The 19,621-nt window shown below is 36.2% G+C and carries 17 protein-coding genes and 2 pseudogenes; 10 read left to right on the forward strand and 9 right to left on the reverse strand.

From position 1 onward, the window contains the following. The first annotated feature begins 196 nt into the window (after nucleotides 1–196). Nucleotides 197–508, forward strand: a complete 312-nt coding sequence (locus FC89_RS11195; RefSeq protein WP_057872627.1) for a hypothetical protein — start codon at nucleotides 197–199, stop codon at nucleotides 506–508. 172 nt (nucleotides 509–680) lie between these two features. Here FC89_RS11195 and asd read toward each other — a convergent pair whose 3' ends face one another. Together asd and FC89_RS11205 are read right to left on the reverse strand one after the other, a co-directional pair. Then, nucleotides 681–1,772, reverse strand: a complete 1,092-nt coding sequence (gene asd / locus FC89_RS11200) for an aspartate-semialdehyde dehydrogenase (RefSeq protein ID WP_057872628.1) — start codon at nucleotides 1,770–1,772, stop codon at nucleotides 681–683. A 277-nt stretch (nucleotides 1,773–2,049) separates the two neighbouring features. Beyond that, nucleotides 2,050–3,987: a sucrose-specific PTS transporter subunit IIBC gene (locus FC89_RS11205; protein WP_057872629.1), complete on the reverse strand. Its 1,938-nt coding sequence runs from the start codon at nucleotides 3,985–3,987 to the stop codon at nucleotides 2,050–2,052. A 209-nt stretch (nucleotides 3,988–4,196) separates the two neighbouring features. On the opposite strand from FC89_RS11205, the gene FC89_RS11210 reads away from it, so the two are divergent. From FC89_RS11210 to FC89_RS11225, 4 genes are all read left to right on the forward strand, one after another. Beyond that, on the forward strand, nucleotides 4,197–5,684 hold the full coding sequence (locus FC89_RS11210) for a sucrose-6-phosphate hydrolase (RefSeq protein WP_057872630.1): 1,488 nt from the start codon (nucleotides 4,197–4,199) through the stop codon (nucleotides 5,682–5,684). A gap of 31 nt (nucleotides 5,685–5,715) precedes the next feature. Next, nucleotides 5,716–6,714 (forward strand): LacI family DNA-binding transcriptional regulator, encoded by a 999-nt coding sequence (locus tag FC89_RS11215; protein WP_057872631.1) that lies wholly within the window; start codon nucleotides 5,716–5,718, stop codon nucleotides 6,712–6,714. 16 nt (nucleotides 6,715–6,730) lie between these two features. Then, nucleotides 6,731–7,612, forward strand: coding sequence for a fructokinase ScrK (gene scrK, locus FC89_RS11220; protein ID WP_057872632.1), 882 nt, complete (start codon nucleotides 6,731–6,733; stop codon nucleotides 7,610–7,612). Nucleotides 7,613–8,020: 408 nt separating this feature from the next. Next, entirely contained in the window at nucleotides 8,021–8,308 is a 288-nt protein-coding gene (locus FC89_RS11225) for a bacteriocin immunity protein (protein WP_057872633.1), read from the forward strand. A 1,184-nt stretch (nucleotides 8,309–9,492) separates the two neighbouring features. On the opposite strand, the gene FC89_RS11230 is transcribed toward FC89_RS11225, so the two are convergent. Both FC89_RS11230 and FC89_RS13030 read right to left on the reverse strand, forming a co-directional pair. After that, entirely contained in the window at nucleotides 9,493–10,068 is a 576-nt protein-coding gene (locus FC89_RS11230; RefSeq protein WP_157060720.1) for a hypothetical protein, read from the reverse strand. A 139-nt stretch (nucleotides 10,069–10,207) separates the two neighbouring features. Continuing rightward, a pseudogene (locus tag FC89_RS13030) lies at nucleotides 10,208–10,423 on the reverse strand (IS256 family transposase); the annotation flags it as partial. Between the two features lie 218 nt (nucleotides 10,424–10,641). Here FC89_RS13030 and FC89_RS11235 point away from each other — a divergent pair. The 4 genes from FC89_RS11235 to FC89_RS11250 all read left to right on the forward strand — a co-directional run bounded on the left by FC89_RS11235 (nucleotide 10,642) and on the right by FC89_RS11250 (nucleotide 15,153). Then, entirely contained in the window at nucleotides 10,642–11,469 is an 828-nt protein-coding gene (locus FC89_RS11235) for an alpha/beta fold hydrolase (RefSeq protein ID WP_057872635.1), read from the forward strand. Nucleotides 11,470–12,127: 658 nt separating this feature from the next. Then, nucleotides 12,128–13,393 carry a phosphotransferase enzyme family protein gene (locus FC89_RS11240; RefSeq protein WP_057872636.1) on the forward strand — a complete coding sequence of 422 codons (1,266 nt, stop codon included), beginning with the start codon at nucleotides 12,128–12,130 and terminating at the stop codon, nucleotides 13,391–13,393. A 20-nt stretch (nucleotides 13,394–13,413) separates the two neighbouring features. Continuing rightward, a complete protein-coding gene (locus FC89_RS11245) occupies nucleotides 13,414–14,673 on the forward strand; it encodes a class-III pyridoxal-phosphate-dependent aminotransferase (protein WP_057872637.1) in 1,260 nt (419 codons plus the stop codon). A gap of 30 nt (nucleotides 14,674–14,703) precedes the next feature. Then, the gene (locus tag FC89_RS11250) at nucleotides 14,704–15,153 is read left to right on the forward strand and encodes a GtrA family protein (RefSeq protein WP_057872638.1); all 450 of its coding nucleotides are present in this window, start codon (nucleotides 14,704–14,706) and stop codon (nucleotides 15,151–15,153) included. Here the strand turns inward: FC89_RS11250 and FC89_RS11255 are convergent. Next, complete coding sequence (locus FC89_RS11255; RefSeq protein WP_057872639.1) at nucleotides 15,113–16,153, reverse strand: alcohol dehydrogenase catalytic domain-containing protein; 1,041 nt, start codon at nucleotides 16,151–16,153, stop codon at nucleotides 15,113–15,115. The genes FC89_RS11250 and FC89_RS11255 overlap by 41 nt on opposite strands. Then, nucleotides 16,116–17,555: a helix-turn-helix transcriptional regulator gene (locus FC89_RS11260; RefSeq protein ID WP_057872640.1), complete on the reverse strand. Its 1,440-nt coding sequence runs from the start codon at nucleotides 17,553–17,555 to the stop codon at nucleotides 16,116–16,118. The genes FC89_RS11255 and FC89_RS11260 overlap by 38 nt, the downstream gene beginning before the upstream one ends. Nucleotides 17,556–18,082: 527 nt before the next feature. Between FC89_RS11260 and FC89_RS13035 the strand changes: the two genes are divergently transcribed. Beyond that, entirely contained in the window at nucleotides 18,083–18,169 is an 87-nt protein-coding gene (locus FC89_RS13035; protein WP_420865006.1) for a type I toxin-antitoxin system Fst family toxin, read from the forward strand. A 197-nt stretch (nucleotides 18,170–18,366) separates the two neighbouring features. On the opposite strand, the pseudogene FC89_RS11265 reads toward FC89_RS13035, so the two are convergent. From FC89_RS11265 to FC89_RS12710, 3 genes and pseudogenes are all read right to left on the reverse strand, one after another. After that, nucleotides 18,367–18,633, reverse strand: a pseudogene (locus FC89_RS11265) (S53 family peptidase); the annotation flags it as partial. Between the two features lie 108 nt (nucleotides 18,634–18,741). Beyond that, nucleotides 18,742–18,966 (reverse strand): helix-turn-helix transcriptional regulator, encoded by a 225-nt coding sequence (locus FC89_RS11270; protein ID WP_420865005.1) that lies wholly within the window; start codon nucleotides 18,964–18,966, stop codon nucleotides 18,742–18,744. A 342-nt stretch (nucleotides 18,967–19,308) separates the two neighbouring features. Next, nucleotides 19,309–19,621 (reverse strand): integrase core domain-containing protein (locus tag FC89_RS12710; protein ID WP_162258280.1); only part of this gene is annotated, 313 nt, incomplete at its 5' end.

Raw genomic sequence — 19,621 nt, forward strand, 5'->3', positions numbered from 1 at the left:
TTTGCCGATCTTTCATAATCAGTGGCACAGTCTAGGAGCTGTAACAGTGCCTTAGAGGCAGGGATGGCATTTGTGAGAGTTAGAATTTAATGTTGAGTTCTGTAATAAAATTTCGGAATGATTTAAGATAATTAGCTTAGTTAGAGAGCACTGTAGTTTACAGTGCTCTTGTCAATTTAAGGAGATCAGATAATCTATGAAAAAAATTATTCAGCCATTACAGTTAACAATTAATCAAAGTCCGGTTGATGCTGTCTACATTGGCACCGCAGATGAGACTACCACTGATGAGTCAGCCGTTGAAACTAACGAGATCGGCCGTGGTCATTTAATTGTTATTACAAATTCTCCTGAATTTAATTTAACGACCCTGCGTCATCGCAATGGCAAAACATTCAGTGGCACAGTATCCAAAATTGATGTTACCAACTCTTACCGAGTAGACGATATTCTCTTCCATGATATCCAAGGAGATATCAATGAACCGGATAAAAAGGTTACAGAGTAATTTAATTGTCACGACGCGCTTATTGTGATAATTGATTCCATTAGGAGTAATCGCTCTTTTACTTGAATCTAACTAGCATATTAAAACATTAATTGTTAAAAAAGCTGTTCAGTCATATTAGGCTGAACAGCTTTTTATTTTACCGTTATTATTTTTTCAAATCAATTGCTAGTTACTTAGCAGTAATATACCCCTGCGCCTTCAAGAGTTCAGCACATAAGATAGCACCACCAGCGGCTCCACGAACGGTGTTGTGTGACAAGCCAACAAATTTCCAATCAAAAATCTTATCTGGACGCAAGCGGCCGATTGAAATTCCCATTCCATGCTCAAAATTAACATCATGACTAACTTGCGGCCGATCATCTGCTGTTAGATACTGGATAAACTGCTTGGGTGCACTTGGCAGTTTGAGTGATTGTGGCACACCACTGTAATCCTCTAAAGCGGCAATTAATTCCTCTTTAGTCGGTTTTTGCTTGAAGTTAACAAAAGCAGCTGCTGTATGACCATATAAGACAGCCACCCGTAGACACTGGCTGGTAATAACCGGTGTTGTCGCAGGAATAATCGCCTTTTGCTGCGGATCAATCCGTCCCCAAATCTTCATTGGTTCTTTTTCGGATTTTTCCTCTTCACCACTAATAAAAGGAATAACATTATTCAAAATTTCTGGAGCGTCCTGAAACGTCTTGCCAGCCCCTGAAATAGCTTGATAAGTGGTAGCAATCACTTGGGTCGGTTCAAATTTTTTCCAAGCAGTTAAAGCTGGTGCATAACTTTGAATCGAACAATTCGGTTTAACAGCAATAAAGCCCCGTTTTGTACCCAACCGTTCACGCTGATATTTAATAACTTCACTGTGATCCGGATTGATTTCTGGAACAATCATCGGTACATCCGGTGTCCAGCGATGAGCGCTGTTATTGGAAACGACAGGCGTTTCCGTTTTGGCATAATCTTCTTCGATCTTACGAATTTGGTCTTTGGACATGCTAACAGCTGAAAAAACAAAATCAACTTGACTAGCGATTTTTTCAACCTGATTAACATCCCAAACTTGTAAATCTTTAACTGCAGTTGGAATTGGTTCATCCATTTTCCAACGACCGGCAACTGCTTGTTCATACGTTTTGCCAGCACTGCGGGGACTCGCCGCCACCAAAACTACTTCAAACCATGGATGGTTGGCTAATAGCGTGATATAACGCTGCCCCACCATTCCAGTTGCTCCTAAAACACCTACTTTTAATTTTTCACTCATTTTTTTGACCTCGCTTTATTTTACAACAACTATCATATAATTAAATTGCATTAAAAATCAATTAAATTCGACTTCCATTTTAACAAAAATTCAGCAAATCTAACAGCTTATACTACAGATTATCAAGTATAAATTTTAGTTGCTTACCACTCGACCAATAATTATTTTTGTACCATTTAGAATATAGCTAAGAAGTCAAAAAGGAAAACTCAGCAAAAAAAAATCGGGGACCCATTCCCGACCTTTTTACTACCTATAATAGATCACACTTCAAATTTTAACGAGCAGTAACTGAAACTACCTTTTCTCCCGGTTTAACTGCTTCAACATTGATTCGATCAACACTTGCATAATCAGCTGTATTAGTTACCACTAACATCACTGTCGGATCGTAACCCGCTTGCTTAACTCCGGCTAAATCAAAACTGCCGATCTTTTGGCCTTTAGTTACTCGCTGTCCTTGAGCAACACTAGTTTCAAAGAATTTGCCCTTTAATTCAACGGTATCAATTCCAATGTGCAACAGTACTTCAGCTCCGTCATCTGATTTAAAACCATAAGCATGCTTGCTATCATCATAAGTTACGGTGATCTCGCCACTTACGGGAGCAAAAATATCGCCATTTTCAGGAACGATTGCTACACCATCACCCATTAACTTAGCTGAAAAGACTTTATCATTAACTTTACTTAAAGATTCTGCCTGACCAGCAATTGGAGCAACAATTACTTCATCATTTAAACTTAACTGCTTTTTAGCAACCTCAACGGCCTTTTTTTCAACTTGAGCTTGATCAGTGGCACCAGAAACCGGCACTGGATCAATTAAATGCGCATTTTTTTTGCCATACAAAAATGTTAAAACAAAAGCAATTGCAAAACTGATTAATTCACATACTATATAAATTGGAATCGATTTTGCATTGATCGATAAGAAACCAAGAAAAGCAGCTGAACCTAATGAAACAGCAATTACATGAGTTAATCCAGCAATTGCAGATGCAACCGCTGAACCAATTAATGCACAGAAGAATGGGAAACGATACTTCAAGTTAACCCCAAACAGCGCTGGTTCAGTAATTCCTAAACAAGCTGATACCGTAGCTGAAGAAGCAAGTCCTTTCACTTTCTTGTTTTTTGTCAATACAAAAATTGCAAAACAAGCAGCACCCTGAGCGATATTGGCCATTGAAGCCACAACGAAAATAAAATCACCGTATCCGGTATGATTTTGCGTAAAAGCAGTAATCAATTGCGTTTCTATCGCCGGGAAGGCCTGATGCAGTCCAGTCAAAACAATAGGTGAATAAAGTAAACCGAAAATACCGGTTCCTACAAAACCTAACGTATCATATAACCAGACGATTCCAGCTGTAATTGCATCTGACAAGCCACGCATAACTGGTCCCACAATAATAAATGTTAAAAAGCCAGTTACCATTAAAGAAATAAGGGGAGTAAATGTAAAATCAACGGCCGCTGGTAATTTTTTATGCAGCCATTTTTCTAAAACAGATAAAATATAAACTGCCGCCAACACAGGAATTACTTGATATTGGTAATTATTTTGCGAAACATGCATCCCCAAAATATCCCAATATTTGCCTTCGACCAATCCTGGTGTCGTCATAATCATTCCGACTGCCGCACCTAAGAAGCGGTTTGCACCAAAACGATTTGCTGCTGAAATACCAACTAAAATCGGCATAAAAATGAACGGCGCAGCCGACATGACTTGAATCATATCAGAAATACCTTTAATTGCTGGATACGTTGTTACTAAAGCTTTCGGTCCGAACAAGCCTTCCGATGTTAAAAAGTTATTCAAAGCCATTAACAAGCCACCAGCAACCAAAGCTGGAATAATTGGAACAAAGATATCAGATAATAATTTAATAAATGCCATTACCGGATTAAAACGTTTACCTTTTGCAGCGACTTGTTTCAATTCATCTGTCGATGCCTCACTTAATCCTGTCTGTTTGATCATCTCATCGTAAACATTGTTGACATCCCCTGGCCCGATAATAATTTGATACTGACCATTCGTTTTGAAAGTTCCTTTAACTCCGGGATTATTATCCAAGGCCGCCTGATCAACTTTGGAATCATCCTTTAAAACCAGCCGCAATCTAGTAGCACAGTGGGCTGCAGCAATGATGTTATCTTGATGCAATGCTTTAATCACATCAGTCGCAACTTGCTTGTGATCCATAATTAACAACTCCTTTTGAAAACGTTTTATCTTACAATTTCAATGATACCTGATTTTTTTCGTATGTCAATCGTTTATCACAAAAATATTTTATTTTATTAAAAATCCTTATTTTTATGAAGTGTAAGCTGGCTTTCGATTGACACAAAAGCAATATTCCGTTAAAATATGGTTGTTTAAAAGATAACGGTTTCAAGGAGATTATATAAATGAAATGGACACGTACTCAACGCTACTTGCCTTACAGCAAGTGGCCCACAGAATATTTAAAAAAGATAACGCGCCAAACTGCTGATTCAGCTTATCGTCCGCTTTACCATACTGCCCCTACCTCAGGATTGTTAAACGATCCAAATGGTTTCAGCTATTTTAATGGTAAGTGGCATTTATTTTATCAATCTTTCCCTTATGGACCGGTTCATGGTTTGAAATCTTGGGTACATCTGATTTCAGATGATTTAGTCAATTGGAAAGACATCGGTCCAGCATTGTTGCCCGACACCCCTTATGACGCCCAAGGAGTTTATTCTGGGTCGGCTCACGTTATTGGTGAACGCTTATTTCTAATGTACACTGGGAATGTTCGCGATGAAAATTGGCAGCGCCATCCTTACCAAAATGGAGCTTGGATGGATCAGAATAATCAGATCACTAAATTGCCACGACCACTTTTTGGTCAGCCCCAACACACTACTGACCATTTCCGTGATCCACAATTATTAGAAAAAGCAGGCCGCTATTATGTTTTGCTGGGAGCACAAAATGCTGCTGACAAACAAGGAAAAATTGCCTTATTTGCTTCTGATGATTTAAAAAATTGGCAAGATCGCGGTTATTTAAACTTCACCGACCAAAACCTGGGCTACATGATCGAATGTCCTAATCTGATTTGGGTTGATCATCAGCCGGTATTAGTTTTTTGCCCACAAGGTTTAGACAAAAAACTGCTTAACTATCAAAATATCTATCCTAATACTTATCTAATTGGTAAGCAGTGCAATTTAACTGACGGCAGTTTTACTACTGATCAATCATTGACTTTGCTTGATCACGGCTTTGATGTCTACGCCAGCCAAGCCTTTAATGCGCCTGATGGACAAGCTTATCTAGTCAGTTGGCTGGGACTTCCAGAAATTGCATATCCAACCGATCAAGAAAATTGGGCTCATTGCCTGAGTTTAGTCAAAAAACTAACCATCAAAAATAATCGTCTTTACCAACAGCCGGTTGCAGCTATCAAACAATTGCGGCAAAATCAGCAACAATTAACTGGCAAACTGCCCGCAACAAGTGAAACTGTTCTAGTCAAAAATCCAGGTAAGCAATACGAATTGCAGCTTGAAATTCCGGCCGATCAGAAAGGCACTTTGCAGCTATTCAGAGATTCAAAACAGCAACAGGGCTTCAAAATCAATTTTGATACAACTCAAGCAGCTCAGCTTGTACTTGACCGCTCGCAAGCTGGCCAGCAATTTGCTCAAGCTTATGGAACTACTCGTCAAGTTGATTTAACCGCTCAGCAACCACTGACCCTCGATATTTTTATTGATAATTCCGTATGCGAGGTTTTTGTTAATGGTGGCGAATTTGTTTTCAGTCAACGAGTTTTCCCGCTGCCAGCAACAACTAACGAAATTACTCTAGAAGCAGCACAAGAAATAATTTATAATGGTCGTTGGTGGCAGTTAGCAAACTAAGTGAGTTACCCACCACAAAGGAGGGCTTTCAATGCGTCCGAAATTGACCGATGTTGCAACCAAAGCCGGTGTTTCCGCTACGACCGTTTCCCGAGTAATTAATAATTATGGTTATCTGAGCCAGCAGACCAAAGATAAAGTCTTCCAAGCGATGCGCGAGCTGAACTATCAGCCGAATTCGTTGGCGCGTTCTTTGCATGGCAAAAAAACTTTGTTGATTGGAGTTATTTTCCCTTCGATCTCCAATCCTTTTTTTGCTGAGCTGGTTGAACGAATCGAAAACAAATTATTTAATCAAAATTATAAAATTATTCTCTGCAACAGCGCTGATAACAAAGAAAAAGAACGTGATTATCTGCGGATGCTGATAGCTAACCAAGTTGATGGAATTATCGCTGGTACCCATAACTTAGGGATTGACGAATATAACAAAGTTGGGTTGCCGATTGTTTCATTTGACCGACGATTATCAGATAAAATTCCCATCGTCAGCAGTGATAATCTGCGCGGAACTGCTCTGGCTACCAAAGAAATTTACCAAGCTGGCGCACGCCATATTTATTTTTTAGGCAATCCGCATCAAATCGGAAATCCAACTGATCTACGTTTGCAAGGATACCAACAAACCATTGCCAAACTAAAACTAACACCGCATATTCATGCTGTTGCTTTCAGCGAATCACCAACACTGAAGTCATTATCGATCAAAAAATTACTAACGCAGCATCATGCAGACGGCATCGTTTGTACTGATGATTTAACGGCAATCTTAGTTTTGCAGGCTGCTCGCAATTTAAAAATCGCTGTCCCGCAAGAATTAAAAGTTGTCGGCTTTGATGGAACCGCCTTTATTCAAGAATATCATCCCGAATTGTCAACAATTGTTCAGCCAATTGACGACATCGCCTCACTGCTGGTTAATATTCTAATTGAACGAATCGATCATGCTGAACAACCGTTGGAACAGATGCAATATATACTGCCAGTAAAATTACTACGCAGTCAATCAACATTTTATTTAGATGAATAATCAGGAGGAACTTCTCATGCTTTTAGGCAGTATTGAGGCTGGCGGCACCAAATTTGTCTGTGCCGTCGGTGATCAGAACTATCAGGTTAAACAATCAGTGACCTTTCCAACTACTGATCCGGCAACAACTATCCAAAAATCAATTGAATTTTTTCAACAATTTTCAAATCTTAGTGCCATTGGGATCGCTTCTTTCGGACCAATCGAAATTCGCCGCAGTGCCCCTAACTATGGCTTTGTAACTTCCACTCCGAAACCCGGATGGAAAGATATTGATTTTGTTGGACCAATTCAACAAGCCTTAAATGTCCCAGTATACTGGACAACAGATGTTAATGGCTCAGCTTATGGCGAATGGGTTGCTTATCAGCAAGCTGGTCAAGCCCTTGATTCATTAGTTTATTATACTGTCGGAACAGGGATCGGCGCCGGAATTGTTAATGATGGCCACTTCATTGGTAGTCAAGGTCATCCAGAATTGGGCCATGTTTATGTTAAAAGACACCCCAATGATGCAGATTTTACAGGAATTTGTCCTTTTCATAACGACTGCTTAGAAGGCTTGGCATCTGGCCCCACTTTCAAAGCTCGTTTAGGAATTGCTGGTCAAAATGTTCCGTTATCAAATCCGACTTGGGATATTATCGCCTATTACGTTGCTCAAGCACTAATTCAAACCACATTAGCTTTTCGACCGGCTAAAATTATTATCGGTGGCGGTGTGTCCAGTGAATCTTTCTTAAAGAAAGTTCGACAACAATTTAAAGAACTTCTGAATGATTATATTGAAGTCGGCAGATTAGAAGATTACATTGTTATGCCTAAAGTTGCTAACAATGGTTCAGCTACTCTTGGTGATTTCGCCTTAGCTGCTAAAGAATTAGAAAATAATTACTAGAATTTAAATTTCCTAGGTAATCGCTGCATTTTCCTTTTAAATCCTCCTATAAACTTAAAACACTTATTTTCAGTAGTATTTGGGCATAAATACTTAATTAACTCCTTGTCTATGAATCTAAGACATGATATGGCTTTATAACTAAGCTTGTTTTATTTAAATAACAGGATATATTTAAATACACAGCATTCTGTTTAAGTTTTGAAATAATTGGTTTATTTTTATTAACACTTGCCAACTAAGATTAATAAGCAACCTATTTTTCAACAAAGCCGAATTTAAGATAGATTGGTCATTTATAAGTCAGCGACAAATTTGACTACCAGTGAAGCTACAGAATGTAATATTGGGTAATTAAATATTTTCATACTATTTGAAAAGGCCAATTTTAGGAGGAGGAGAATTATTATGAAATGGTATTCAGGTGGAAAAGAGCGGGGAGACGAAGCAATTAAAATAATTGAAGAATTGTTGGTGGAATTGAAGAGTAACGTGGATAACGAACCCTTAGAAAATATCTTGCTAAGTTATAAAAATGAAATAATGAGTAAAAGTTACTCCATTCCCTTGCTTTTTAATCGAATGAATTTAGAAATATCTAAAACAATTAGAAATCATGGAATAAAATTATCAGATGTAGAATCAAAAAAATTAAAAGAATTGATGAACTTGTCAAATATTAGATATGGATATTAAATATAGCATTGTTCAACAGTAATGCAATTAATTGATTTATCATGATTATCACGTAATTTCTGATAGTATTAATATTGGTCATTGTAAGCAAACCTTTCTATCTTCAAGTTAAAGTATGGTAACTATAACTTTAGAGGAAATTTAGGACGCCAGCAATGGCTTTTTTATTTTCAAAACCTTTCCTGTGCAATTTCTAAATTGTGTACTCTTGCAGTGCCATCTTACGTATATTCATTTTGCCAAAAACAGTAACTGGAAGACGGTTGAGTCAAGCCCTACATTAGTGGGGAACACGTTTATGTGATAATTTCAGTTATGGATAACACGGGATTCACCCCTACATTCGTAGGGAATATATGTCCAGTTACTACTGGAGTGTTTGTATATAATGCCTTTACGTCAGCATTGTTTGTAATTTCTTGATTATTATTGGAGTTGTATTAAGTTTTCCATCATTACCTGTGTAATTTTCCCTAAGTATAAATGAATAAAATTTATATCAGACGAAGAATTCATCACTCCATTGCTTGTTTTTCCCTATGTTGTTGTCTAAATTATTTTTATGATTTGAATCATCTGTCAATTTTACAACAGTATAATGACTATCTTCATGATGATAAAAATCATATAGGTACTTTCTTTACCATTATATCTAAGTCATCGACACGTTGACCATCTTTCAAATATGCACCATTTTATGTGTTAATCACCAGATTTTGCACTTTTAAATTTATCCATTAAAAAACGTGGCATATATTGTTGACTATTTATAATATTTACAGCATTTCTTATATCAAATATTACATTACTCCCAGTACATAGTTTCATTGGATAAAATGCATTCTTTATTCCTAAAATACATCCATTGTCCAGTTAACTTAACATAGTATCCATGAATATTATTTAATTGAGTCTTATGTGATATTAATCCTATATGTCAATCTAAATGTTTTTCAAACGTTAAGGTTTTATTACCATTGCCATTTTGCCATGTTAATGTAGATAATCCCAATCTATAAGTTTGCTCCATTATCTCCTCCGAAACTCCCACCAGAGTCACTTTTTCCTGTTATATGTATAAGTAGAAGCAAAAATTTTTGTATCTACTATTGAAAACAAGTTAAAAATTAATGATATTATTATTAATGCTATATAATATTTTTTTTATAATACCTTCTATATTATTATTTTAAATCTACCCCCACATAAGCATTATTACCATTTTGATCCGAAGGTACCACTGTAGCACTCCCATTGCCAACCTTACTATAATAATAATGACTTTGACCATTATTATATGTTTGCTTATTAAAGCTATATCCATTCCCTTCCATCTGCTGTTTATAAGTTTGAGCTGGTTGGCTTGATTGAGTACTTCTTTGAGGTTGACTATAGCTCCGTGCTGGTGTTGTTGATTGTGTTGGTGCACGGTATGTAGATCCAGTACTGCCACTATAATGTTGAGTGGATTGTGCTGGTGCATGATACGTTGTTCCCCCTTGATTACCAGTCGATCCTGTAGCTTGCGTACTATGATTTACACTGCCTTGATATCCTGTGCTTGAATTTCCTTGTGCAGTAGTTTGACTTGATTGAACTGTCTGACTAGTACTTGATGATGTTATTGAACTTGAACTAGCTGTTGCTACTGATGATGAGCTAACATTCTTATTTTGGTCCTTATCCTTGTCATTTTTCTTGTTTTTATCTTTATCGGCTGTTGCTGTTTTACTCAATTTCTTATTGTATGTCTTTGTCATACTTAAAATTTCACTATTCAATAATTTGTAATTTTTATTAGAATAAATCACGTGACGATATTTATTTACAAATGACATCGGGAGTGTCAAGAAGTTTGTGTAAAAAGGAATTGCTCTTTCTCCATAAAATTAAATCTTTTTAGTCGAAAAATAATTCTAATGTGTCCTTGACTTGTCCGAACTCACGATGAATTCGATTAAAATTCTTTTCGTTGCAACTAATTACTTGTACCCCAATGAAATTATCTAACAATTTTTCATTGGAAACTGTTCTTTTTATTTAGTGATTCTATAATATTTGTTGCATAAATAGTTGGCGAATTGTGGCTGGAAAAGCCAAAAAGGCTAATAATTTTTTTCAATTGAACCGATGTAACTAGTCAAAATTCTGAATTGTCTTCGCTGAGTACTTAAAAATGTTCTTTTATCTTTTTGTCCTATTTACAGTTGCGCTATTAACGGCGTAGTTTTAATGTATTTACATAATACAGCAGTATAATATACTTAAAACGGTGATAATATTAATCAATTGTAGTTAAAGAAGTATAGAGCCCATAAAGGAGAAATATCATAATGACAAATAAAAAAGTATTTGTTCAAAAAATTGGTTCTGGATTTCCAATTTTAATGTTGCACGGTTTTCCATTAGATTATCATTCCTTGCTACCTTTAGAAAATTGCTTTTCTCAACAGTCCGCATGGAAAAGAATCTATATTGATCTTCCAGGTATGGGCCAGAGTCAAGGTGGTTTTCAGATAAAATCGGCCACTGATGTTCTAAATGCACTTGTTGAATTTATTCATCAAGAATTTGGAGAGCAGCCATTTGCCATAGTTGGTTATTCCTTTGGCGGTTACTTAGCTTCCGCATTAACAGAAAAATTTGGTCATCAGATCAAATCATTATTTTTACTGGCTCCTGAAACAGTAGCAGAAAATAGTGACAGAACCCTGCCTGCCAAACATATTTATCAAATTTCAGATTTACCGCAAAGCGCAACCAAAGATGAGATCACTGCCTATAAAGTGACCGCAACAATTGAAAGTACCGAAAACTTCAATTTATTCAAAAAGTATATTTTACCAGGACTTATGAGCAACGGTAAAAATCCATTACTTAAGTATTTGAGTGAAAATCCTCAACTTCCGAAAGAACCAGATCAATACTTGAACAAATATTGCTTACCAACAACAATTGTGGTTGGCAAAAATGACAACATGGTAGGATACGAGGATTCATTTGCTTTGTACAAAACCTTAACCAACGCCGCTTACATCTCATTGCCAATGGCTGGACATACGCTTCATCTTGACCAACCTCAATTAATAAACTGCCTATTTAACACTTGGTTAACCAATTTGGAAAAGCTCATTTCTATTAACAAGAAATCAAAATTCTGAATATCAGACAATCTATTCTAGATGATTAGAAACACAAGGATGGACCCTGATTACTATTTTCGATAAAAACTACAGTTTTAGAGACTTACTTTCTTACATTTTCTATGCACAATAACAAGAAATATTATAAATTTGCCAAAACACGCATAGCAGGCAACTTTTACAGAAAATGAAGCGTTAGTCATTCTCTATCAGACATGTTCTAATGCCAATAGAAAAAGAAGCCCTGCTTGTACAGAACTTCCCATGTAAAACCGTTTAAGTGCCAACTTAATAGAAAAAAATAATCCATCTGCTCACCAAAGCTAAAACGGATTATTTTTTTGCTGATTTCTAATCAACTCAACAACCAATGTGATAAAAACGCCAAAATCGGCATAAGTTGTAAAGCGTCTTAAGAATAACATTAAGCAAGCATAATCATATTATTCAGGAGTAAGTTTAGTGCAAATATAGAAAAAAGGATTGAATTAATTGACAATATAAAATTCGAATATTTGTTTGTTATGTAGGAAAAGTTAATTTTTAATTCCATGTTACAAAAGTTCACATCGTGCAAACTTCTATTGCAAAAAGTTGCTAAATTGCTCTATTTAAACGGTAAAACTCTGAGTATGATAAACGTAATTGGTACAGAAAATACATCAGGGGTGATCAAATGGAGCTATCAAATGCAATTCATCAAAGTAAATTTAATTTGCTAAGCTTTCCAGATAAGTTGAACCACTTGAAACAGGTTGCTGAGAAAGCTAAGCAACTCTGGGGCTATCCAGCAGATGCCAAAGTTAAATTATTAAACTTTACTGAAAATGCAACTTTCAGTTTACAAGCTGCTGGTCTGCCAAAAGTAATTTTACGAGTGCACCGACTTGAATATGCAACTTTCAATAATATTCAGACAGAATTGACTTGGATTTTAAATCTAAAGCAGCAAACCAGGCTATCTTTAGCATTGCCGCGAAAATCGCAAAATGGGCACTATATTGAAGCGATTGAAACACCAAATTTAGCAGAAAAAAGATACGTAGTTTGTTTTGAATATGCGCCTGGCAGTGCACCAATCGATTCCAGTGATACAAATGAAGATCTTGAACCAATTGTCAAAATTTGTAAGAAGATTCCTAACTGTTTTACTTTTCCATTATTCAAACTAGCTGCCTCTCTGGAAATTAAATTCAGTAATCATAAAAAAAGTGATTTAACTGTTGAGGATCGGCAATTATATCAAAAAATTGGAGAAATTGCGGCAACTTTGCATTTAACAGCTCAAAAATGGCAGCAACCAGCATTTTATGAACGAATGGAATGGAATTTTTCAGGGACTTTTGGTCAAAATAACAACTTTTATGGAGTTTCTTATCATACAGGTCATTGGTTGCATAGCAAGGATATTAGAACTTTAGATCGGTGTGTTGAATTAATGCAAAAGAGACTGGCAATTTATGGTAAAGATCGTAATCGTTACGGAATGATTCATAGCGATTTGCGAACAGCTAATTTATTAAAAAATGGTCAAAAGATTACAGTTTTAGATTTCGATGATTGTGGTCAAGGCTGGTTCATGTATGACTTGGCAAGTGCGGTAACTTTAATGGAACATCGACCTGACATTGAAGAAATAATTGCGGAACTACTGCGTGGTTATCAACAGGTTCGAACGATCACTAAGCAAGATAAAGATGAACTTTGGACTTTTATTATGATGCGCCGAATCGGTCTATTGCAGAGCTTGATTTATCGCATGGGGATGGTTGTTGAAGGCAGTGGGGAATCTATTGAGTTAACTCCCGATGTTTTAGAATTTTTTGCTAAAGGGACCGTCATTTTAGCTGATCGCTACCTTAAACGATATTCGCTGGTATCAGCGGGTGAGCCTACATTACATGACCAAAAAGAAGGAAATACAAAAGTTGCCGGTCTTTAAAGAAAAGGAGTTAAACGATTATGAGTAAAGAATCAGAAAAAATTTACGCTGAAGCTGCTAAGATTTGGAATCCAGATCGAGTTGCGACTTTTAAAAAGTTCGGCTTTGAAATGGTAATGGGGAAACGTCAAGGAAGTTATTTTGAAGATTTGGATGGTCATAAATATATTAATATGCATTCCAATGGTGGAGTATTTAATTTAGGACATCGGAATTTTGAAATTCGTCAAGCTTTAATTGATGGAGCAGAACTAGTTGATGCAGGCAATCATTATTTCCCTTCGCGTTATAAAAATGAGTTAAATGAAAAACTTTTAGCGGTTTCACCAGAAAGCATGAAATATGTCTTTACTTTAAATGGTGGCGGAGAAGCAATTGATGCAGCAGTCAAGTTTGCCCGACGAGCAACAAAACGGCAACGAGTGGTTAGTTTGTCATGTGCCTTCCATGGGGGAACGGGAATTGCTATGCAAGCTGGTAATCCAAAACTAGCAGAATTTTTCAACATGGCACCGAATCCTAAATTCTATACTCATATTGAATATAATAATTTAGAACAGTTGGAAACGGTCCTCAGAAAAAACGATACTGCGGCAGTTCTAATTGAAACGATTCCTGCTACAGCCGGGTTCCCTATGCCGGTTGAAAACTATCATCGAGAAGTTCAACGATTGGCACATCAATATGGTGCATTATATATTGCTGATGAAGTTCAAACTGGTATGATGCGCAGTGGTCAAATGTGGTGCTGCTGCAAGTTTGGAGCTACACCTGATATGATTGTTACCGGCAAGGGGCTTTCAGGTGGGTATTATCCAATGTCTGCAGTCATTATGAATGATAAAGCAGCCAGTTGGATGAAAATTGATGGTTTTGCACATACTTCATCTTTCAATGGGACTGAATTAGGCTGCATTGTTGCTGCAAAGGTCTTGGATATCTTAAAACGACCGACAGTTAAACAAAATATTGATCAACTAACTGAATTCTTTCAACAAAATCTGAGTAAATTGCAGCAAAAGCATCGAGAATTTTTGCTTGAAGTCCGCCAATGTGGAGTGATCATGGGTCTGAAAACTGCTCATCCTCTCGGTGGACAGGCGCTAATGGTAGCATTGATCAAAAATGGTGTTTGGGCAGTGATGGCAGATTTTGATAAGTCAGTTTTACAATTTAAGCCCAATTTATTGATGGACCAAGCAACTGCCAAAAAAGTTATCAGTCGTTTAGACAAAGCCTTAACTGAGGCTCAACAAATGATAAGTACACCAACTCTTTAAAGAAGAATCAGGGAGAAAGGGGTTTTGAAAATGAAAACCAGCAGTCGAAAAGAATTGTTACGAACAATCAAGTATTTTACTTTTACCACTTCAGCCGGGGTAGTCGAAATGAGTTCATTTACACTCTTAACTCAGTTTAGCAATTTCCCTTATTGGAGTCGGTATCTGATTGCTTTAGTTTTATCAGTGATTTGGAACTTTTCTTTGAATCGCCGCTTTACTTTTAAATCAAACAATAATATTCCGATTGCTATGCTAAAAGTCGTTTTCTATTACTCAATTTTTACTCCGATTTCAACAATTGGCGGAAACTATTTAGTAACCGTTCTGCATTGGAATGATTATCTAGTAACAATTATCAATCTCTTATGCAATGGAATCACCGAATATCTTTATCAGAGATTCTTTGTTTTTGGTGCAACGCTGGATTCGCGGGAGATTATTCGTCATAAACCAACAGATCTGGATCATTTACTTTAATGCCAATTCGTGGGTAAAGTCGTTTTTGCTCGATACTATAAGCTGTCAAGGCAGCCGAAAAACTAAATTCGCGACAAATCAAACTTTTTAAATCAAGTTGTGACAATAAAGTTGCTGTATTTTGCAGCAACTTTTTAGTATACAAAAAAGAACTCATAATAGTTAGGTTCATAGCAAAAAACTTAATTGAATTGATAGCAATTTGCTGTTGTTGATCAAAATAGACAGTTGTTAAAAATAGCCCTCCTCGAGCAGTAGAGTTGATCATAGTTGAAATTAATTCTGGATATTTAGAAGTAGTTAAAACTGTTTTATTAAAGCCAATAAAGTCTGATAACTTTAAAAGCTCAGTTTCAAAATTGGTGTCGAGCGGATCAATAATTTGATCAGCACCAAATTTTTGCGCTAACATTTTGTTTTTGGCTTTATTTTCAACGATCACGACAAAGGCTTGTGTGTAAAGCTTGATCAGTTGCAATAAAACCAAACCGTTAAAATCACCGCCCAAAATACAGATTCGATCAGCGTCATTAACGTGTAATTTATTATATGCCATTTTGACAACAGCGACTGGTTCCAGCAGGCAGCCAGCTGCAAAGGAAATATTAGTTGGTAAATGAACTAACTGATCATCTTTCCAGACGATATAAGGGCAGAGAGTCCCGCTTTTGACACGCAGTTGCAAGCAATTTTGCTCTTGATGCTGCTTGCAAGCTTGACATTTCCCGCAAAATTGCACAACAGTTCCTGAAACTGCCTGTCCAATCTGCCAACCATGATTTTGCGCCAAACTGCCAACGCCTGTAATTACCCCTGCCATTTCATAACCAGCAACTCCTTCTTTACTGTAAAAATCCCATTGTCGTTTCAAACGGAGATCCTGGATACCGATTGTACTATAAATAACTTTAATTTTAACCTCATCGCTTGATTGTACAAAAGGTTCTGGTTGTTCAGAGAACTCAATCAATCCACTGCGATGGTTCCAAATAGTCTTCATAATACCCAATTTTCCCTTCTTTTCGCATTTTTTCTTGGTAAACCTTAGGGGTTGTGTGATAGTGAGCCTTAAAAACACGATTAAAATAATTGATACTTTTAAATCCAGCTGCCGATCCGGCTTGCGTGATCGTTGCAGTGCTAAAGCATAAATAAATTTTGGCAAATTCAAGTCGCAGCCAAGTATATGTTTCAGCAATTGTCAGATGAAATTGTTCTTTGTAAATGCGGTTCAAGTATGTTTTGTTAATTGCCAGTTGCACAGCTGTTTCCTTGAGCGACCAGCCTTGAGAAAAATGTTGCCAAATTACCTGAAGACAATCATTTAAAGTTGTTTTAATGATTGGTGAATTGTATTTAATCTTTTCCCAAAACGGTTTCTTAAGCAAGCCCTGCAGCTCATCTTCTAAAGTTGGAGAAGCCCAAGCAACTGGTCTGATTCTTTGATTTTTAGTCAAATAAACGAAAAAAGCAATTTGCAGTCGAAGATAAGCTAAAGCTATAAAACTGCGATGTGGTTTGATTTGGTGAAGATAAATATTCTGTAATAACTGTTGAGCACTTTGTAGATTGCCAGTAAATAATGCTTGGCTGAAAGTGAGACATTGCTCAATTAGAGTTAAATTTAGACTATTGATTTGAGGCCTAAATGGCATTTCTAAGACTTCACCCTTCAGAAAAAAGCTTAAATTCTGCAGTCGCTTGAAAATGATTAACTGCTGTTTCACTTCAGCCGAAATAATATTTTTACGGTAGATACAACTGCAGTTTGTACCCCAAAGAATGGTTAGCTCCTCTTTAAGCTGAGTAAAATTTAATTGCAAATTAAGTTGCGCACGGTTAATTAGCAATAAAAGCTCGTCAGGATGATTTGGCTTGATGAGGGTTAAGAATTTTAATTGTAAAGATTTTTGCAGTTGCTTAATTGTTATTGATTTAACTGAATGAGAATAAGTTTTAACCCATAAGAGATAATAAGTACCATATGGTAACTCAGTTGCTGATTTAAGAATCGTCAAAGGAAGTTTGCTTGTTGTTGCTGGTCGGTGTTGATTTAATTGCTCAATTAAGTTATTGAGGCTATTTTTAAGATTTACTTGATTTAGTTGTTTAAATTGTAGACTAATCAGCGGATGCTGATAATTCGCCGAAGTTAGGTCCCTGCCCAAAAATAAAACACCATAGTTCCAAGAGAATCCGGTTAGCTCGTTCAGTATTTCTTGATATGGTAGTAAAATATTGGCATCAATAATTACTAGTTCAACCTGATTTGTTGAAAAAGCTGTTAATGCATCTGTGCTGAAAGGAACCAGATGAATAGCCAAATTAGATGTATTCGCTAACCACTGCCATATTTGTCGCAGTAAAATCCGATTCTCAGAAATAACTAAAACCTGATACATAGATTGAATCACCTAGTTTTGGAAAGCTTTTTGCTAGTTTACCACATAAATAACTGGTGATAGATTAAAAAAAGTAAACTCAGCTGGCAGTTCATAACGGTTAGACTGAACTTTCTAAAGTGAAATTGTTAATCAAAAGTTAAATCTCAAATTAAAAACGATTTAAAGTTGTTTTACTTACGAAATTAAAGAAACAATCCTAAATAGAATTTAATCGTTAATCAACTTTTTTAGTAGGATTTATGTTACAAACATCGTTATTTTCTAATTTAATCTTTATAAAAATTAGAGTAAGGATTTTAAACTATTGTGAGTAAGTGTTTTTTGCCAGTAACTTTGATTACCGCAATTTCGCCAATTATTTTTACTTTAGCTCTTAGCTTTTATATGGCTAGCGGAAACAGTTTGGCAAAGGTGCCATCGTCAGATAAAAAACCGGAAATTTGTAGTGCTGGTAGAAAGTAAAACAAATAAGGTATAATAAAGCAGTTGCCTACCCAAACTGCAACAGTTGGGAGGTGTCAGTAGTGATTACAAACTTCTTTGCCCCACTTGTGGTCGGTTTAATAGTCGCTTGGTTTACTGATTGGCTAGATCGGAAACACCGCAAGTAAAATAAAATAGGCAACATCTAGCTCACCAAAAAAGCCCCTAACGATTCGCGGTCGTTAGGGGCTTTGGTGTCAATAGTGTTACTAACTTCTTTGCAAAGTAATTATAACATGAAACAAAAAAGAAGTGCAAACAAACGATAAAGCTTGTTTGATTAAAAAAATGTGTATATGAGATTTGATTTTTTAATTGGGTTTATCTACTTAGAAAACGCAGAGTTTAATTTATTAAAATCAACAGTTCCTAGTCCCGTCGCTTGATTATATACCGTGTTGCCTTGGCTGGTATAATACAAATTGTTGTTATCAGTAGTTGAGTTCAATGCCGTAAATGGTGAATTTGAACTTTGAGCAAAATGATAGATCTGCGGATTCCAAAAGCCAATTCGATCATGGCGTCCACTATTCAAAACTGCTGAAACACCATTTAATTGGGGTGCTACAAAACTTGTGCCGCCATATTGATTTACCCAAGTCGCACTTTGATTTTGAGCTGTACTGTCTTATTAAGAATAAGACCAAAACACTACTCTTTATTTTAAATTGTATGCTAATATTGTAATTAAAATTATTCACTAATGATTTCGTTCAGTATTATCTTCCCATGAAAACACATTTTCAATATTCGTTTCAAAAACATTTGCAATTTGAAAAGCTAGTCTAAGTGAGAGATTATACTTGTTTCGTTCGATTGAAGATATGGTTTGCCGCGTTACATCTAGTCTTTTTGCAAGGTCCTCTTGAGTCCAACGTCTTTCAGCACGAAGAACTATTATTCTGTTTTGAATCAAAATTATCATTCCTTATCATCGTAAACCGATTATTGTGTTTGATTAGAATAAGAATACTTAAATAATTCAGCATACGTATCAAAACCATATAATTTTTCTTGAGTCCAAATACTTTGCTCGTATTTTGTTAAGTTGTTTTCTCTACTCTTTTTTTAAAAATATTCATACTTGTCTTCCTGTAATTTACTAATTCCAAAATCACCATATCTTAAAGCACTATTAATTTCCATAATACTTGAAGTTATAGCTCTTTTAAAACTACTTTCAGTAAATTTAGAAGCGTTTAATGTTAAGTTTCCTATATTTGCAGTGGATTTGAGTCAAGATTTTAGACACGATTATGTAGGATTTCTAACTGACTAATTTTTCCTTTTCATCTGGAGTTAAATAACCATCAGCACTGATGATCCGCCGAGAATTATAGAATCCCTCAATGTAACTAAACTGTGCCAAATTGGCTTCGTGGTAGTCTTTGTAAGTCCGTTGGTAAACCTCCTCTTTCTTGAAACTGGCATGAAATGATTCCACCACAGAATTGTCATATGGATAGCCACGTTTACTGTAAGAGTGCCGGATAGCGTGTTGCTTCAATGCTGTTTCAAGGGCATCACTTCGGTACTGGCTGCCCAAGTCAGTGTGCAGAATCAAACCGGCCTTGATGGAT

It is taken from the genome of Liquorilactobacillus ghanensis DSM 18630, from assembly GCF_001435235.1.
Taxonomy (GTDB): domain Bacteria; phylum Bacillota; class Bacilli; order Lactobacillales; family Lactobacillaceae; genus Liquorilactobacillus; species Liquorilactobacillus ghanensis.

Bases quoted from the DNA above. Each gene is read 5' to 3' on its own strand.
- FC89_RS11195 (WP_057872627.1), top strand. From the start codon at position 197: ATGAAAAAAATTATTCAGCCATTACAGTTAACAATTAATCAAAGTCCG.
- asd (WP_057872628.1), bottom strand. From the start codon at position 1,772: ATGAGTGAAAAATTAAAAGTAGGTGTTTTAGGAGCAACTGGAATGGTG.
- FC89_RS11205 (WP_057872629.1), bottom strand. From the start codon at position 3,987: ATGGATCACAAGCAAGTTGCGACTGATGTGATTAAAGCATTGCATCAA.
- FC89_RS11210 (WP_057872630.1), top strand. From the start codon at position 4,197: ATGAAATGGACACGTACTCAACGCTACTTGCCTTACAGCAAGTGGCCC.
- FC89_RS11215 (WP_057872631.1), top strand. From the start codon at position 5,716: ATGCGTCCGAAATTGACCGATGTTGCAACCAAAGCCGGTGTTTCCGCT.
- scrK (WP_057872632.1), top strand. From the start codon at position 6,731: ATGCTTTTAGGCAGTATTGAGGCTGGCGGCACCAAATTTGTCTGTGCC.
- FC89_RS11225 (WP_057872633.1), top strand. From the start codon at position 8,021: ATGAAATGGTATTCAGGTGGAAAAGAGCGGGGAGACGAAGCAATTAAA.
- FC89_RS11230 (WP_157060720.1), bottom strand. From the start codon at position 10,068: ATGACAAAGACATACAATAAGAAATTGAGTAAAACAGCAACAGCCGAT.
- FC89_RS11235 (WP_057872635.1), top strand. From the start codon at position 10,642: ATGACAAATAAAAAAGTATTTGTTCAAAAAATTGGTTCTGGATTTCCA.
- FC89_RS11240 (WP_057872636.1), top strand. From the start codon at position 12,128: ATGGAGCTATCAAATGCAATTCATCAAAGTAAATTTAATTTGCTAAGC.
- FC89_RS11245 (WP_057872637.1), top strand. From the start codon at position 13,414: ATGAGTAAAGAATCAGAAAAAATTTACGCTGAAGCTGCTAAGATTTGG.
- FC89_RS11250 (WP_057872638.1), top strand. From the start codon at position 14,704: ATGAAAACCAGCAGTCGAAAAGAATTGTTACGAACAATCAAGTATTTT.
- FC89_RS11255 (WP_057872639.1), bottom strand. From the start codon at position 16,153: ATGAAGACTATTTGGAACCATCGCAGTGGATTGATTGAGTTCTCTGAA.
- FC89_RS11260 (WP_057872640.1), bottom strand. From the start codon at position 17,555: ATGTATCAGGTTTTAGTTATTTCTGAGAATCGGATTTTACTGCGACAA.
- FC89_RS11270 (WP_420865005.1), bottom strand. From the start codon at position 18,966: ATGATAATTTTGATTCAAAACAGAATAATAGTTCTTCGTGCTGAAAGA.